This window comes from Sphingomonas limnosediminicola, from assembly GCF_039537965.1.
GTDB classification, from domain to species: Bacteria; Pseudomonadota; Alphaproteobacteria; order Sphingomonadales; family Sphingomonadaceae; genus Sphingomicrobium; species Sphingomicrobium limnosediminicola.
Genome location: NZ_BAABBM010000001.1, coordinates 466070 through 480646 on the forward strand (window position 1 = coordinate 466070; position 14577 = coordinate 480646).

Annotated in this window: 17 protein-coding genes; 6 read left to right on the forward strand and 11 right to left on the reverse strand. The window is 64.0% G+C overall.

The window, feature by feature from the left end:
* Positions 1-27: 27 nt before the first annotated feature.
* From ABD704_RS02305 to eno, 6 genes are all read right to left on the reverse strand, one after another.
* Positions 28-276, reverse strand: a complete 249-nt coding sequence (locus ABD704_RS02305; protein ID WP_344698079.1) for an EF-hand domain-containing protein — start codon at positions 274-276, stop codon at positions 28-30.
* A 261-nt stretch (positions 277-537) separates the two neighbouring features.
* Positions 538-1089: a hypothetical protein gene (locus ABD704_RS02310; RefSeq protein ID WP_344698080.1), complete on the reverse strand. Its 552-nt coding sequence runs from the start codon at positions 1087-1089 to the stop codon at positions 538-540.
* A 64-nt stretch (positions 1090-1153) separates the two neighbouring features.
* Positions 1154-2584, reverse strand: a complete 1431-nt coding sequence (locus ABD704_RS02315; RefSeq protein WP_344698081.1) for a pyruvate dehydrogenase complex E1 component subunit beta — start codon at positions 2582-2584, stop codon at positions 1154-1156.
* Positions 2584-3636: a pyruvate dehydrogenase (acetyl-transferring) E1 component subunit alpha gene (gene pdhA, locus ABD704_RS02320; RefSeq protein WP_344698082.1), complete on the reverse strand. Its 1053-nt coding sequence runs from the start codon at positions 3634-3636 to the stop codon at positions 2584-2586. The genes ABD704_RS02315 and pdhA overlap by 1 nt, the downstream gene beginning before the upstream one ends.
* A 68-nt stretch (positions 3637-3704) precedes the next feature.
* Complete coding sequence (locus tag ABD704_RS02325; RefSeq protein WP_344698083.1) at positions 3705-3989, reverse strand: FtsB family cell division protein; 285 nt, start codon at positions 3987-3989, stop codon at positions 3705-3707.
* Positions 3990-4100: 111 nt separating this feature from the next.
* A complete protein-coding gene (gene eno, locus ABD704_RS02330; RefSeq protein ID WP_344698084.1) occupies positions 4101-5390 on the reverse strand; it encodes a phosphopyruvate hydratase in 1290 nt (429 codons plus the stop codon).
* Between the two features lie 142 nt (positions 5391-5532).
* On the opposite strand from eno, the gene ABD704_RS02335 reads away from it, so the two are divergent.
* Genes ABD704_RS02335 through ABD704_RS02360 form a run of 6 tightly spaced genes read left to right on the forward strand, consistent with a single transcriptional unit; the run spans position 5533 to position 9279 of the window.
* Entirely contained in the window at positions 5533-6063 is a 531-nt protein-coding gene (locus ABD704_RS02335) for a hypothetical protein (protein WP_344698086.1), read from the forward strand.
* Positions 6063-6404: a phage holin family protein gene (locus ABD704_RS02340; protein WP_344698087.1), complete on the forward strand. Its 342-nt coding sequence runs from the start codon at positions 6063-6065 to the stop codon at positions 6402-6404. Before ABD704_RS02335 ends, ABD704_RS02340 begins: the two co-directional genes overlap by 1 nt.
* On the forward strand, positions 6401-6754 hold the full coding sequence (locus tag ABD704_RS02345; RefSeq protein ID WP_344698088.1) for a DUF3618 domain-containing protein: 354 nt from the start codon (positions 6401-6403) through the stop codon (positions 6752-6754). Before ABD704_RS02340 ends, ABD704_RS02345 begins: the two co-directional genes overlap by 4 nt.
* Positions 6751-7161 (forward strand): hypothetical protein, encoded by a 411-nt coding sequence (locus tag ABD704_RS02350; protein WP_344698089.1) that lies wholly within the window; start codon positions 6751-6753, stop codon positions 7159-7161. Before ABD704_RS02345 ends, ABD704_RS02350 begins: the two co-directional genes overlap by 4 nt.
* 32 nt (positions 7162-7193) lie before the next feature.
* On the forward strand, positions 7194-7436 hold the full coding sequence (locus tag ABD704_RS02355) for a DUF4170 domain-containing protein (protein WP_344698090.1): 243 nt from the start codon (positions 7194-7196) through the stop codon (positions 7434-7436).
* Positions 7437-7479: 43 nt separating this feature from the next.
* Positions 7480-9279, forward strand: coding sequence for a DUF885 domain-containing protein (locus tag ABD704_RS02360; protein WP_344698091.1), 1800 nt, complete (start codon positions 7480-7482; stop codon positions 9277-9279).
* Here ABD704_RS02360 and ABD704_RS02365 read toward each other — a convergent pair.
* From ABD704_RS02365 to ABD704_RS02385, 5 genes are all read right to left on the reverse strand, one after another.
* Entirely contained in the window at positions 9238-9867 is a 630-nt protein-coding gene (locus ABD704_RS02365) for a rhomboid family intramembrane serine protease (protein WP_344698092.1), read from the reverse strand. The genes ABD704_RS02360 and ABD704_RS02365 overlap by 42 nt on opposite strands.
* Positions 9868-9874: 7 nt before the next feature.
* The gene (gene greA, locus ABD704_RS02370; protein ID WP_344698093.1) at positions 9875-10351 is read right to left on the reverse strand and encodes a transcription elongation factor GreA; all 477 of its coding nucleotides are present in this window, start codon (positions 10349-10351) and stop codon (positions 9875-9877) included.
* Positions 10352-10432: 81 nt separating this feature from the next.
* Positions 10433-13789, reverse strand: coding sequence for a carbamoyl-phosphate synthase large subunit (gene carB, locus ABD704_RS02375; protein ID WP_344698094.1), 3357 nt, complete (start codon positions 13787-13789; stop codon positions 10433-10435).
* On the reverse strand, positions 13790-14023 hold the full coding sequence (locus ABD704_RS02380) for a hypothetical protein (protein ID WP_344698095.1): 234 nt from the start codon (positions 14021-14023) through the stop codon (positions 13790-13792).
* Positions 14024-14117: 94 nt separating this feature from the next.
* Positions 14118-14576 carry a hypothetical protein gene (locus ABD704_RS02385; RefSeq protein ID WP_344698096.1) on the reverse strand — a complete coding sequence of 153 codons (459 nt, stop codon included), beginning with the start codon at positions 14574-14576 and terminating at the stop codon, positions 14118-14120.
* Position 14577 lies beyond the last annotated feature (1 nt).

A 14577-nucleotide genomic window follows, 5' to 3' on the forward strand; every position in this document is an offset into this window, starting at 1 on the left:
GCCCGTAACGTCGGGTTTACGACAGATTTAACAGCCGCAACGACTTTTCTTCGGCGGCGGAGGCGCGGTGGTCGCATATTTGGCCGCAGTCAGCCACCCATTGTGATCGACATCTGCGCCATGGAACTTGCCGATCGTCTTCGTCGCCCATTCCTCGAAGCTCAGCGACCCGTTGCCGTTGGCGTCAAGCTTGGCGAACGCCTTGCGACGCGCCCCGAAGATTTCCTCGGACTCGATCTTGCCGTCCTTGTTCTTGTCGGCGCGGCTGAACCTCATTTTTCCTCGCGGCTTTTCGGGCTCGCTTCGGGCGCGACCAAGGGCTGGGATGCATTGAACAGCGAAGCACCGTTCGTGCGCGCCGCGGGTGCATTCGGAAGGGAAGAAGTTTGGGCAGCGCTAGACTGCCAAAAGAGAAACGCCCCGGTCATGAGCAGAAAGCAAGCCGCTGCCCGAGCGAGGAAACGCACCATGAGGCACCCCCTAATAGAACAGGAGATTCGGCGCCGTTCAATGCGGAATGAATTCTGTCAACTGCGGTCAGTAACGCCCGGTGATGCGGTGTTTAAGCAGCGTCCAAGCTCTGCCGGGCGTGGCCTCTTCTTCGAGGGTCTCGTGGTTTCCTCGCATGTCTCGCGCCGCCAGCGCCGCAAACGCCGTCATTGGTCTCGCACGCCTTGGGGCCCGACCAACAACGAAGACATCTGCCGGACCGTCGATATTGGTAATGCGCCGGCGGCTCAGATCCATCTGCGCGAAGAGTTTGCCCTCACTATCAATAGCGGCCGTTTCCACTCCGAGCAGTCGCGCGCCAATTGAAAAAAGCCGTGCGCCGCGCTCCTTCGCTCGCGGAATGTCCGGCACAGGCTCCAGCAATGCCACCCACCCGTCTTCGAGGGCTGCGAGCATCGTTCCGCTGACCCCGCGCGGTAGTAGTTCTCGTGCAGCTGCCTGAAGCCGTGGCTCAGCCGGCACCTTCCCCGCGTCCAATTCTTCCAAACGCTCACGCCACCAAGCCAGCTTGATTGCTGCTAGTGCTGGCTGGGTCGCGCGCGTGACGACATCAGCCATCGCATCGTCGATGGCGAACATCGCATCAAAAGCTGGCCTCAGCTCTACGGGCCAGTAGCTACGGACCAGGTCGCGGTCCGTCAGCTCAGCGATAGGTGACCGCCTTCACTGCCTCGACCACTTGGCTCGCCTTGATCAGCGCCATCTTCTCGAGGTTTGCGGCATAGGGCAGCGGCACGTCGGCGTCGGTCACGCGAAGCACTGGCGCGTCGAGATCATCGAAGCCCTCGGTCATGGCAATCGCGATGATCTCCGACGAGATCGAGCATTGCGGCCAGCCTTCTTCGACGACGACCATCCGGTTGGTGCGCTTGAGGCTCTCCAGCACTGTCGCCTTGTCGAGCGGACGAAGCGTACGAAGATCGATCACTTCGGCATTGATGCCCTGCCCCATCAGCTCCTGCGCCGCCTCAAGCGCGACGCCGACGCCGATCGAATAGCTGACGATCGTCACGTCCTTGCCCGGGCGCACGATGCGTGCCTTGCCGATCGGCAGCACGTAATCGTCCATCTGTGGCACGTCGAAGTGCTGGCCGTAGAGAAGCTCGTTTTCGAGGAAGACTACAGGGTCTTCGCTGCGGATCGCCGCCTTCAGCAATCCCTTGGCGTCCGCTCCACTGTACGGCGCGATGACCACCAGGCCCGGCACACTGGCATACCAGGGCCCGTAGTTCTGGCTGTGCTGCGCGGCGACGCGCGCCGCTGCGCCGTTCGGCCCGCGGAACACGATCGGGCAGCGCATCTGCCCGCCGGACATATAGTTCGTCTTCGCCGCCGAATTGATGATGTGGTCGATCGCCTGCATCGCGAAGTTGAAGGTCATGAACTCGACGATCGGACGAAGGCCGCCCATCGCGGCGCCAGCCCCGATGCCGGCGAAGCCGTATTCGGTGATCGGCGTGTCGACGACGCGCCTCGGCCCGAACTCCTGGAGCAGGTTCTGGGTAACCTTGTAAGCGCCCTGATATTCGGCGACCTCCTCGCCCATCACGAAGACACGCTCGTCGCGGCGCATTTCCTCGGCCATCGCGTCGCGCAGCGCCTCGCGGAGTGTCAGTGAGACCACCGGCGTGCCCTCTGGCACTTCCGGCTCGTCGCGCGTCGCAACAACATCCGCGACGAGATCCCGCGCGGCCGTTTCGAACACATGCGGCGTTGGCGTCGCCTCGGTCTGCTGCGAAGCGGGCTCCTGAATTTCCTGACTGCCCTGCTTGGGCGCGGCCTCAGGCGCCGGCTGCGTCGCAACGGGAGCCGCCGCATCGCCCACGCTCTCGCCATCGCCGGCCAGAAGCGCGATCGGCTGTCCCACCTTCACGCCGTCCGTACCCTCAGGGACCAGGATCTTCGCAATCTTACCCTCGTCGACGGCCTCAAACTCCATCGTCGCCTTGTCTGTCTCGATCTCGGCGAGGATGTCTCCGGATTTGACGTCATCCCCTTCCTTGACCAGCCATTTCGCAAGCGTCCCTTCCTCCATCGTTGGGGACAGCGCGGGCATCTTGAGTTCCAGCGGCATCAGTAGCTCTCCACCAGGACGTCGGTGTAGAGTTCCGCCGGCGCCGGCTCCGGCGCGTCTTCAGCGAACTTCGCAGCTTCGACGACGACATCCTTGATTTCCTTATCGATTGCCTTGAGCTCTTCTTCCTTGACTCCGATCTCGGCAAGGTCGCGTTCGGCATGCAGGATCGGGTCGCGATGCTCACGCACATCCTGCACTTCCTCACGCGTCCGGTACTTCGCCGGGTCGGACATCGAGTGCCCGCGGTAGCGGTAGGTCATGAATTCAATGATGATCGGCCCCTTGCCGCCGCGCGTCCATTCGAGCGCAACCTGGGCCGCGCCGTGCACCGCCAGCACATCCATGCCGTCGACCTGGATGCCGGGAATGCGGAAGCTCTCGCCGCGCCGGTAAAGCAGCGGCTCCGACGACGAGCGCTGGATCGAAGTGCCCATCGCATATTTGTTGTTCTCGACCGCGTAGATGACCGGCAGATTCCATAGCTTGGCTATGTTGAAGGCTTCATAGACCTGGCCTTGGTTCACCGCGCCGTCGCCAAGGTAAGCGAGGCACACCCCGCCGTCTTCGCTATACTTGTGCTTGAAGGCGAGGCCAGTGCCGAGCGGCACCTGCGCGCCGACGATGCCGTGACCGCCGTAGAAGCCGTGATCGACGCTGAACATGTGCATCGACCCGCCCTTGCCCTTGGAAATGCCCGCAGCACGGCCCGTCAGCTCGGCCATGATCACCTTGGGATCAATGCCATAGGCGAGCATGTGGCCGTGGTCGCGATAGCCGGTAATGACGCTGTCCTTGCCGACGGTCATCGCCGACTGCAGCCCCACGGCAACCGCTTCCTGTCCGATGTAGAGGTGGCAGAACCCGCCGATCAGTCCGAGACCGTAGAGCTGCCCTGCACGCTCCTCGAAGCGGCGGATAAGCAGCATCTCGCGATAAAGCTGAAGCAGCTCGTCCTTAGACGCCTTGTATCGTTCTGGCTGGCGCGGGCGCTCGATATCCGGCGCCTGCGATGCGGGTGAAACAGCGGCTTTATTCGCGGAACGCGCCACGCAACCTCTCTCCTCTAAGCGGGCGGGTCTATAGGAGGCGCTTGCCCACGCGGCAACCGGCACCGGACTTAGTCGAGGGGGACGATAACCTCGTCAGGGCGGACGAGACCGAGGTCCTTGCGGACCAGCTCGTCGGCCATGTCGGGATCGGCCTTGCGCGGGTCGAGCAAGTTTGAATGGTGGCGAAGCCGCACCCGCTGCTGTTCAAGCTGCGCGAGCTCGGCCTGCCGCTCTTTCAACGCGCGATGATAACCGCCCCAGGCAAGGATACCGTTCGGCCCTGCAACGGCGTGGCCGGCGAAAGTGCCGACGACGATTAGCGCCAGCGCCGGCAGTGCCGCCCGGCGGATCATTCCAAATATGCGGTTCGGTCCCCCCATCGCCTTCAAAGAAGAATCACGAGTGAGTCATGAACGCAAGTGAAAAGAATGATTTGGTGGATATCTCGCGGATAAATTTGTGGATCAGCGCGGCCGGTAGGATTTGAGCGCCGCCCGTCCCGGATATCGTGCCGAATCGCCAAGCTCTTCCTCGATGCGCAGAAGCTGGTTGTACTTGGCCGTACGGTCGGCGCGCGCAAGGCTTCCAGTCTTGATCTGGCCGCAGCTTAGCGCAACCGCGAGATCGGCAATCGTCGAATCCTCGGTTTCGCCCGAACGGTGGGACATCACCGCCGTGTAGCCCGACGTCTGCGCCATGCGCACGGCGTCGATCGTCTCGGTCAGCGTGCCGATCTGGTTGACCTTGACCAGGATCGAATTGGCGATGCCGTCGGCAATGCCCTGCTCCAGCCGCTTGACGTTGGTGACGAACAGATCGTCGCCGACCAGCTGGACATGGTCGCCGATGCGATCGGTCAGGGCCTTCCAGCCTTCCATGTCGTCCTCGCCCATCCCGTCCTCAATCGAGGCGATCGGGTAATTCGCAGCGAGGTCGGTGAGATAATCCGCCATCTCGGTCGGGGAGAGCGTCTTCCCCTCGCCTGCCATGCGGTAAGCCCCGTCCTTGAAGAACTCGCTCGAAGCACAGTCCAGCGCGAGGAGAACATCGTCGCCCAGCTTGCAGCCCGCCGCGTCTACCGCCTTGCCGATGAGGTCGAGCGCCTCGCGCGCGCTGTCGATCTTGGGCGCAAAACCACCCTCGTCGCCGACGTTCGTCGAAAGGCCCGCCTGATGGAGCGCGCTCTTCAAAGCGTGAAAAATCTCCGCACCGCAGCGAAGTGCCTCGGCGAAATTTTCGGCGCCGACAGGCAGAACCATGAATTCCTGAAAGTCGATACCATTGTCAGCGTGCACGCCGCCGTTGAGGATGTTCATCATCGGCACCGGCAGCAGGTTGGAATCGACTCCGCCCACATAACGGTAAAGCGGGAGCCCGCGCGCGTCCGACGCAGCCTTGGCCGTCGCCAGCGACACGCCGAGGATCGCGTTGGCGCCGAGCCGTCCCTTGTTCTCCGTACCATCGAGGTCGATCATTGCCCCGTCGATCTCGGCCTGATCCTCCGCGTCGAGCCCGACGATTTCGTCCGCTATCTCGCCGTTGACCGCATCGACGGCCTTGCCGACGCCCTTGCCGCCCCAGCGGCTCTTGTCGCCGTCGCGAACCTCGACCGCTTCGTGCGCCCCCGTCGAAGCACCCGACGGCACCGCCGCCCGGCCCATGCTTCCGTCTTCCAAAGTGACGTCAACTTCCACGGTAGGATTGCCCCGGCTGTCCAGGATCTGGCGGGCGTGAACGTCAACAATCAGGGTCATGCTCTTCTTTCTTGCGCGATCGTAATGATATTGGGAGCGTGAATGCGCGTATAAGCGAGGCGTCGGGGCGTGCAACTTTCAGCCCGGTCGCCGGAACAGAGCCCGCCAAGCCCGTGTTCATGGCGGCAAAGGAGAACTGGCCATGCAAGACAACCGGACTGCCGATCTGCCCGACGGAACCGACACCGTGATTCAAGGCGCCGCCCAGACCTCGGACAGCGCCAGCGACACGCTGATCGCCGAACGCGACACCCCCGCTTCGAACCGCGGCAACACCAATGCGCAAGGCATTGCCGACCGCATCCGCACCGGTCGCGAGCAATTCGCGAGCCAGGCTGGCGACCGCGCGCGCGGCATCGTCACGCAGGGGCTCGAACGCACTTCGGAAGCGCTCGCCAATGTCTCGAAAATGGTCGGCGACACCGCGTCTGGCATCGAAGAGCGGCTTGGCCCTGAATATGGCGACTATGCTCGCCGCGCCGCCGGCGCGCTGGAGAATGTCGCGAACACGATTGCGGAAAAGGATCCGGACGAGCTGATCGAGGACACCCGCACCTTCGTCCGCAACTCGCCGGGCATCGCGCTTGCCAGTGCGGCCGTGGTCGGTTTCGTCTTTGCCCGACTCATCAAGAGCGGGATCGGCCCGGCCAGCGAAGACGACGACGACGCCTGATGCTGAAGCCTGTCGATCCCGGCCCGCAGCCCGAACGCCCGATCGGTGAGCTCGTCCACGAACTCATCGAAGGCGGGAAAGCTTATGCGCAGGCCGAGCTCGACGTGGCCAAGACCATTGCCGCGTCCAAGGGCAAGGCGCTCCTCCTGCCCGCGGCGCTGTTCGGCACTGCGCTGATCCTGTCACTCGCGGCCGTCACTGCGCTTGCGGTTGGAGTCGTGATCGGGCTGGCGAAGTTCATCGGCCCGCTCGCGGCCGGTTTCATCGGCATGCTCATCTTTGCGGCGTTGGCCGGCGGCTGCGGCTGGTACGGCTATCAGCGGCTGATGCGCGACCTGTGAAGGACAGCCCGCAAATCGCCGCTGCGCGCATCGAGGCGGAACGCCGCAAGGCGCGCCTAATGGCCACCGCGCAGGAGCTTCAGGACCGGCTCAGCCCGAAGGCGCTCACCCGCAACGCCTGGCAAGGCGCCAAGGAAAAAGGCGCGGACCTCGCCGAAGATGCCGTCGACGCAGTGAAGGCGCGGCCCTTCACGACAGGTGGCGTGGTCGCGGCGATCACCATGTTCCTCGCCCGCGAGCCGCTGATGGATCTCGCCGGAAAGCTGGTCGGCGGCGCGAAGGAAAAGACCAAAACCCGAAAAACCCGCAAGGCACCCGCCAAGCAGGCCCAGACGGAGAAGACAGAATGATTGAGAACGAAACCCGCCCGAGTTCAGACGAGTATCAGGGCGAAGACAGCAGTTCGCGCCGCGGTCGCATCGAAGCTTTCGGCGCTCGTGAGCGCGTGAGCGACACGCTCGGCGAAGCGCCGTTGATCGCGCTTGTCGGCGGCCTTGCGGCGGGCGCGCTGATCGCGGCCCTGCTCCCCCGCACCCAAGCCGAGACCCGCGCCGTGCGCCCGACCGCCCGCCGGGTGAAGGAAACCGCCCGCGCCGCGCTCGACGCGGCCAAGTCGACTGGCACCGACCGTCTCAACGAGCTTGGCCTCAATCGCGAGAAGGGCGAAGAGAGGATTCGCTCGCTGTTTCAGAGCGTCACCGAAGCAGCCAAGGCTTCGGGTCAGGCGGCGCTGGACGCGGCGCGCAACAAAGGCTGACGACTCCGGACGATCCTGCTAGCGGAACGCGCATGAGCAAGCTTCACCTGGTCTTCGGCGGGCGGGTCAAGGATCCGCAGGGCCTCGATTTCGATCTCAACACGATCGACCTCGTCGGCGTTTTCGACAGCTATGCGGCTGCCGAAGACGCTTGGCGCGGCGCGGCCCAGCGGACCGTTGACGATGCCGAGATGAAATATGTCGTCGTGCACCTCCATCGCCTGCTTGAGCCGGACGCCGAAGGACTGAAGCGGCCAAGGGGGTCCGCGGCCTAGCACGCGGATTGCAAGGCCGTGCGTTAGCCGCCACGCTGTGGTCATGCGCACTGCCCTGATCGCCGCCGCACTTGCCGGCACCGCCTTACCCGCCATCGCCCAACCGCAGGCCACCGCGTCCGCCGCCGCGCAGTCAGCCGACGCTCGTCTGAGGGCGCTCTACGAAGCTTACGCCGACTGGGACCAGAAGCGCTCCGGCTACTTCCAAGACGCCAAAGGCGAGAACCAGGCCGCTGATTACCTCCCCAAGGTCGATCCCGCTTCGCAGCTGGCCGGCGCCCGCTACCAACAGCAACTTCTCGACCAGCTCAACGCCATCCCCGCAAACACCCTCTCACCCGACGAGCGGGTCAACGCCGGCGTCCTCCGCGAAATCCTGCGGGCCGCGATCACCGACGCAAAGTTTCGCGATTGGGAGATGCCGGCGAATAGCGACAGCAACTTCTGGACCTATCTCGACGAGCATGACCCGCTCGACGATGCGGCTGCCTACCGACGCTACATTGCCCGGATGCGGGACGTGCCCCGCTACTTCAACGACCAGATGGCGAACATGCGCGTCGGTCTGAAGCGCGGTTTCACGCCCCCGCAGGCGACGCTCGCCGGCCGCGATGGCTCGATCGCGTCGTTTATCAAGCCAGCCGAGCAGAACGCCTTCTACGAAGCCTTCCGCAAGATGCCGTCGACGATCAGCGCGGCCGATCAGGAAAAGCTTCGTGCCGAGGGCGTGGCGGCAATCAACCAGGCGGTCGTGCCCGCCTACATCAACCTGCTCGCGTTCTACCGCAACACCTACGTTCCTGGCGCACGCAAGACGACCGCAGCCCGCGACCTCCCGCAGGGCGGCGCCTACTACCGGGCGCAAGTTCGCAAATATACAACAGTGGAGCTCAGCCCCGAGCAGATCCACGAGATCGGCATCAAGGAAGTCGCACGCATCGACGCTGAGATGCAGAAGACGATGCGCGACAGCGGCTTCAAGGGCAGTTTCCCCGAATTCCTGCAGTTCCTGCGCACCGATCCCCAGTTCATCGCCCGCAAGCCGGACGATCTCCTCGGCGTGTCGGCTTATGCCGCCAAGCGCGTCGACGGGAAGCTAAAGGACTATTTCGAGCTTCTGCCGCGCCGGCGCTTCACGATCATTCCGGTGCCCGAAGCGCTCGCGCCGTTCTACACGTCAGGCCGCGGCGGGCTCGAAAGCTGCCAGATGAATACGTACGACCTACCGAGCAGGCCGCTCTACAACATTCCCGTCCTCACCCTCCACGAATGCTCGCCCGGCCACAGCTTCCAGGCTGCGCTCGCCAAGGAAGGCAAAGCGCTGCCGCGCTTTCGGCAGAACATCTATTTCTCGGGGTATGGCGAAGGCTGGGGCCTTTATTGCGAATATCTCGGGATCGAGATGGGCATCTATCGTACGCCCTACGAACGGTTCGGCCAGCAGAGCTACGAGATGTGGCGCGCCGTGCGGCTGGTGATCGACACCGGCATGCATCGCTACGGTTGGTCGCGGCAAAAGGCGATCGACTATCTCGCCAGCCACACTGCGCTGTCGCATCACGAAGTGGAGACGGAGGTCGACCGCTACATCAGCTGGCCCGGCCAGGCGCTCTCGTACAAGCTCGGCCAGATGACGATCCTGCGCCTTCGCGCCGGAGCCGAGAAAGAGCTCGGTACCCGCTTCGACATCAAGAAATTCCACACAATGCTGCTTGGGCTCGGTTCAGTGCCGCTGCCGATCCTGGAGGACGAGGTTCAGCGCTTCATCGCTCAAAGCAAGGCCGCTCCCGTGAGCGGCAGCTCAGGCCTTACGATAGTGCCAGAGCAACAGCGGCCGCTGTAGCAGCAGCCCGACCGCAAAGCCGCCGATGTGCGCCGGCGTCGCCAGCAGGAAGCCCTGCCCGCCCGCCAGCCACCCCATCATCACCTGCAGGACGATCCAGGCGACCATCAACCACACGACGTTGATCCAGCGGTTGACGCGCAGATTGTTGGTGAAAGCTTTGGCGCGGCCGAAGCTGAGGGCGAACGCGCCCACCACTGCGCTGATCGCCCCGCTCGCGCCGATCATAGGAGTCACCGAAGCCGGGTTCACCGCCCATTGCGCCATCGCCGACGCATAAGCGCCGACGACGTAGAGGATCACCAGGCCGGTCTTCCCCAGAACCCGCTCGACCTGCGCTCCGCACCACACGAACATCAGCAGGTTGAAGGCGACGTGATAAGGCCCGGCGTGCGCGAGCGTGGCGCTGAACGGCGTCAGGAAGGCCGGAATCGCCGGTGTGACGCTGACCAGCCCGCTGAACCGCGCCGGGATGAACCCGAGCACGATCGCCGCACGGTCCGCATAGCCGCTCAACTCCGCCGCCAGCCAGGCCAGCGCGGTGACGATCGTGATGAAGACCGTCGCGGTACGCGGGATCCGGTTCATCGCCGGATCAGACGAATTCGACCTTGGCGATCTCGTAGTAGCGGTCGCCGGAGGGGGTCGTCACTTCGACCTCCTCGCCCTTCTGGCGCCCAATCAGCGCCCGGCCGAGCGGCGAATTGTAGCTAATCTTGCCGTCCTTGGCGTCTGCCTCGACCTGGCCGACGAGCTGGTAGCGAACCTTCTTCTCGTCCTCGTCGATCAATGTGACGGTGGCGCCGAACACGACCTTGTCGCCGGACAGCGTCGTCGGATCGATCACCATCGAGCGGCTGAGCTGGTCCTCAAGGTCGGCGATCATCGCCTCTACCTGGCCCTGCCGCTCCTTCGCCGCGTGATATTCGGCATTCTCGCTGAGATCGCCGTGCGCACGCGCTTCCTCGATCGCCTCGACGATCTGCGGGCGTTCCAGTTTAAGCCGCCGGAGCTCGTCGGTCAGCTTGCGGTGGCCCTCGGCCAGCATCGGCACCTTTTCGGCACTCGCCATTGTCGTAACCCTTTTCAAAACCCTGCTGGAGCGCGTCGAGATGGACGCGCGGATCCAGTGCAGATTGTCGTTGGAAGCTCTTTAGGCGGCGGAATAATAGGACTGGAGCGACGCGACTTCAAGCGCGTGCCCGCGGACCGCCTCGATGGCCCGTGCCGCGGCAAGGCTGGCCGGTGCCGTCGTGAAATAGGGCACCTTGCGGTTGAGAGCGGTCGCCCGGATGGAATGGCTGTCCTTCAACGACTGCCAACCCTCAGTGGTGTTGAAGACGATATCCACCGCGCCATCGAGCAATTTGTCAACGATGTGCGGCCGTCCCTGCGCGACCTTGTTCACCTCGGTGACCGGCAATCCCTTGGCCGCCAGATGCGCCGCCGTTCCGCCCGTCGCGATGATCGAGAAGCCGAGCTCCACCATCTTCTGCACCGCCGGCACGATATTGTCCTTGTCGGCATCCTTCACCGACACGAACGCCGTCCCCGCCTGCGGCAGCATCATGCCCGCGCCAAGCAGCGCCTTGGCAAAGGCTACGTCAAAATCCTTATCGATTCCCATGACTTCGCCGGTGCTCTTCATTTCCGGTCCAAGTACCGGATCAGTCCCTGGGAAGCGCGCGAAGGGAAAGACGCTCTCCTTGACCGCGATATAGTTGGAAATGCGACGGATCTCGCCAAGCGAGCTGAGCGGCTCGCCCGCCATCACCAGCGCCGCCATCTTCGCCACCGGAGTCCCGATCGCCTTGGCGACGAACGGCACCGTCCGGCTTGCCCGCGGATTGACCTCGATCAGATAGACGGTGCCGTCCTTGACCGCGAACTGGACGTTCATCAGGCCCTTGACCTTCAGCGCCAGGGCAAGCTCGCGCGCCTGCCGCTCGATCTCGGCGATGATTTCCTTGCTGAGGCTGTAGGGCGGGATCGAACAGGCGCTGTCGCCCGAATGGACGCCCGCTTCCTCGATATGCTGGAGCACGCCGCAAACGACGACGTCCGTCCCGTCGCAGATCGCATCGACGTCAACTTCGATCGCATCGCGCAGATAGCGGTCGATCAGGACCGGCGACGAACCCGAAACCTGCACGGCGGTCGCGATATAATGGTCGAGCTGCTGCGGCCCGTCGACGATCTCCATACCGCGTCCGCCGAGCACGTATGACGGGCGCAGGAGAACGGGATAGCCGATCCGTTCCGCCACCCGGATCGCCTCATCGCGGCTGCGCGCGATGCCGTTCGCCGGCTGCTTGAGGTCGAGCTTCTGCACCAGCGCCGCAAAGCGCTCGCGGTCCTCGGCGAGATCGATGCTGTCCGGGGATGTTCCCAGGATCGGCACGCCCGCCGCCTGCAGCTCCGCGGCAAGCTTCAGTGGGGTCTGGCCGCCGAGCTGGACGATGACGCCCAGCAGCTCGCCCCTCTCCTTCTCGCGCCGGACGATCTCCAGCACGTCCTCGGCCGTCAGCGGCTCGAAATAGAGGCGGTCGGACGTGTCGGGGTCGGTCGACACAGTCTCCGGGTTGCAATTGACCATGATGGTCTCGAATCCGGCGCCCTTCTGGGTGCCGCGATCCCGCCCGAGCGCGAAGGCCGCATGGCAGCAACAATAGTCGAACTCGATGCCCTGCCCGATCCGGTTCGGCCCACCGCCAAGGATCATCACCTTGCGACGGTCGGAAACGTCCGCCTCGTCCTCGGGCTCGCCGAACAACGGCGCCTCGTAGGTCGAGTAAAGGTAGGGGGTCGTCGCATCGAACTCGGCGGCGCAGCTGTCGATGCGCTTGAAAACCGGCCTTACGTCCAGTCGCTCACGGTGTGACCGCACCTCGTCCTCAGTGATCCCGCCGGTCATTGCCTTCATCGCGGTATGCACTGTGCCCGATCCGCCGGCTGCAACCGCCTCGCCCATATCGCGCTGAACATGCGCCGACCGCAGCGACAGCTGCGCCAGCCGCGCGTCGGAAAAGCCCATCGCCTTCAGCCGCCGCATGCTTGCCGCGTCGCTCGGTAGCCCATTCGCGCGGACATCCTCCTCGGCGCGAACGATCTCTTCCAAGCGCCTGAGAAACCACGGGTCGAAATGCGCAATCTCGTTGATCCGCTCGATCGTAAAACCTTGCCGCAAAGCCTCGCCCGCGACCAGTAACCGGTCCGGCGTCGCCCGCGCCAGCGCGCGTTCGATCTCAGCCGGTTCGGCATTCTCCAGTTCGCGCACGCGGTCGAGGCCGCACAGGCCCGTCTCCAGGCCGCGCAGCGCCTTCTGCAGGCTCTCGGCAAAGTTGCGGCCGATCGCCATCACTTCGCCGACCGACTTCATCGAGGTCGAGAGCAATGGTTCCGCGCCCTTGAATTTCTCGAACGCGAAGCGCGGGACTTTGGTCACGACATAATCGATGGTCGGCTCGAAGCTCGCCGGCGTCGCGCCGCCGGTGATGTCGTTGGCGATTTCGTCCAGCGTGTAGCCAACCGCCAGCCGAGCCGCGACTTTGGCGATCGGGAAGCCGGTTGCCTTCGACGCCAGTGCCGACGACCGCGATACGCGCGGATTCATTTCGATGACGACCATCCGTCCGGTCTTCGGATCAACTGCGAACTGAACGTTTGAACCACCTGTTTCGACACCGATTTCGCGTAAAACGGCAATCGATGCCGAGCGCATGCGCTGATATTCCTTGTCGGTCAGCGTCAGCGCCGGCGCGACCGTGATGGAATCGCCGGTGTGCACACCCATCGGGTCGATATTCTCGATCGAGCAGATGATGATCGCATTGTCCGCACGGTCGCGGACGACTTCCATCTCATACTCTTTCCAGCCGAGCACCGATTCCTCGATCAGGACCTCGGTCGTCGGGCTCGCTTCCAGCCCGCCTGTGACGATCTTCACGAACTCGTCGCGGTTGTAGGCGATGCCGCCGCCCGTTCCGCCCAGCGTAAAGCTCGGCCGGATGATTGCCGGCAGGCCGACATGCTCAAGACCGCCGAGCGCTTCGTCGAGACTATGCGCAATCGCGGAACGCGGGCTTTCCAGACCGATCTTGTCCATCGCCTCGCGGAATTTCAGCCGGTCCTCGGCCTTCTCGATGGCCTGCGCATTGGCACCGATCAGCTCGATGCCGAGCCGGTCGAGCGTGCCGTCCTTGAACAGCGCGAGCGCCGTGTTCAACGCCGTCTGCCCGCCCATGGTCGGAAGAACCGCGTCGGGCCGCTCCTTCTCCAGGATCTTAGCAACGATTTCCGGCGTGATCGGCTCGATATAGGTCGCGTCCGCCGTCTCCGGGTCGGTCATGATCGTCGCCGGGTTCGAGTTCACGACGATGACGCGATAGCCTTCGGCCTTCAGCGCCTTGACCGCCTGGCTGCCCGAATAGTCGAACTCGGCCGCCTGGCCGATGACGATCGGGCCAGCGCCGATGATCAGGATGGAAGAGATGTCGGTGCGCTTTGGCATCTAGCTTTTGGGTGCTTCCGGGTCTGGAGGAGGCGGCCCGTCATTGACCGCATTGATAACGACAAGCGTCAGATGATTGCGCCGCGCCCACTGGTAGACGCAGTGCCGCTGCTCAGGCTTCGGCGCGACGCGATAGAGAAACAGCAAGCGCTTCTCCTCGGCGTCCTGGACCACCTCGCCGTAGGATAGCCCGCAACCGCGCGCGATATCGTCGAGCTGCGCCTCGGTGTGCATCTGCGCGGTGACGCAGGCGCTGAGCGCAACAGCAAGACCCAACAAAACTGCGCGCCGGGTAATCACGGCCGCCTCACCATGATACGACGGTTCGTCACTTCGCCCCAGGGAACATCGAGGAAACGCTGAGGTTTGCCACGGCCGGCGCGACGACCTTGCAGGTCTTCGCCGCGCCTTTGACGACCCGCTTCACCTGGCTTTCGACATGGCTGCGCAGATAGCGATCGGGAGACTTGCTGGTCTGCACTTCGCTGAACGCGACCGGAGCGCAGTTGCGGAAACCCGCCATCACGCGGACCCAGCCATTGCTATGCTCGACGCTCAGCACCAGGTCGCCGGACGTGAAGCCCGCCTCACACTGATCGAGGGCGCAGGGCTCGGACCCTTTCCACAAATGCTTCGCATAGTGCCATTGCCCCGGCGACAACTGAAAAAGGTCGTCCGGACGATAGACTGTGGGCGCCTTGTTAGCAGGGACCTCCTCGATGTGCTGGGCGCTGAGTGGTGCCGCAAGGAGAATGGCTGAAAGAAGGGCGAGACGCTGCAGGCGCATG

What these genes read in the sequence shown, in the direction of transcription:
- ABD704_RS02305 (WP_344698079.1), bottom strand. Translation starts at nt 276, where the DNA reads ATGAGGTTCAGCCGCGCCGACAAGAACAAGGACGGCAAGATCGAGTCC.
- ABD704_RS02310 (WP_344698080.1), bottom strand. Translation starts at nt 1,089, where the DNA reads ATGTTCGCCATCGACGATGCGATGGCTGATGTCGTCACGCGCGCGACC.
- ABD704_RS02315 (WP_344698081.1), bottom strand. Translation starts at nt 2,584, where the DNA reads ATGCCGCTGGAACTCAAGATGCCCGCGCTGTCCCCAACGATGGAGGAA.
- ABD704_RS02325 (WP_344698083.1), bottom strand. Translation starts at nt 3,989, where the DNA reads ATGATCCGCCGGGCGGCACTGCCGGCGCTGGCGCTAATCGTCGTCGGC.
- eno (WP_344698084.1), bottom strand. Translation starts at nt 5,390, where the DNA reads ATGACCCTGATTGTTGACGTTCACGCCCGCCAGATCCTGGACAGCCGG.
- ABD704_RS02335 (WP_344698086.1), top strand. Translation starts at nt 5,533, where the DNA reads ATGCAAGACAACCGGACTGCCGATCTGCCCGACGGAACCGACACCGTG.
- ABD704_RS02340 (WP_344698087.1), top strand. Translation starts at nt 6,063, where the DNA reads ATGCTGAAGCCTGTCGATCCCGGCCCGCAGCCCGAACGCCCGATCGGT.
- ABD704_RS02350 (WP_344698089.1), top strand. Translation starts at nt 6,751, where the DNA reads ATGATTGAGAACGAAACCCGCCCGAGTTCAGACGAGTATCAGGGCGAA.
- ABD704_RS02355 (WP_344698090.1), top strand. Translation starts at nt 7,194, where the DNA reads ATGAGCAAGCTTCACCTGGTCTTCGGCGGGCGGGTCAAGGATCCGCAG.
- ABD704_RS02360 (WP_344698091.1), top strand. Translation starts at nt 7,480, where the DNA reads ATGCGCACTGCCCTGATCGCCGCCGCACTTGCCGGCACCGCCTTACCC.
- ABD704_RS02365 (WP_344698092.1), bottom strand. Translation starts at nt 9,867, where the DNA reads ATGAACCGGATCCCGCGTACCGCGACGGTCTTCATCACGATCGTCACC.
- greA (WP_344698093.1), bottom strand. Translation starts at nt 10,351, where the DNA reads ATGGCGAGTGCCGAAAAGGTGCCGATGCTGGCCGAGGGCCACCGCAAG.
- carB (WP_344698094.1), bottom strand. Translation starts at nt 13,789, where the DNA reads ATGCCAAAGCGCACCGACATCTCTTCCATCCTGATCATCGGCGCTGGC.
- ABD704_RS02380 (WP_344698095.1), bottom strand. Translation starts at nt 14,023, where the DNA reads ATGCACACCGAGGCGCAGCTCGACGATATCGCGCGCGGTTGCGGGCTA.
- ABD704_RS02385 (WP_344698096.1), bottom strand. Translation starts at nt 14,576, where the DNA reads ATGCGCCTGCAGCGTCTCGCCCTTCTTTCAGCCATTCTCCTTGCGGCA.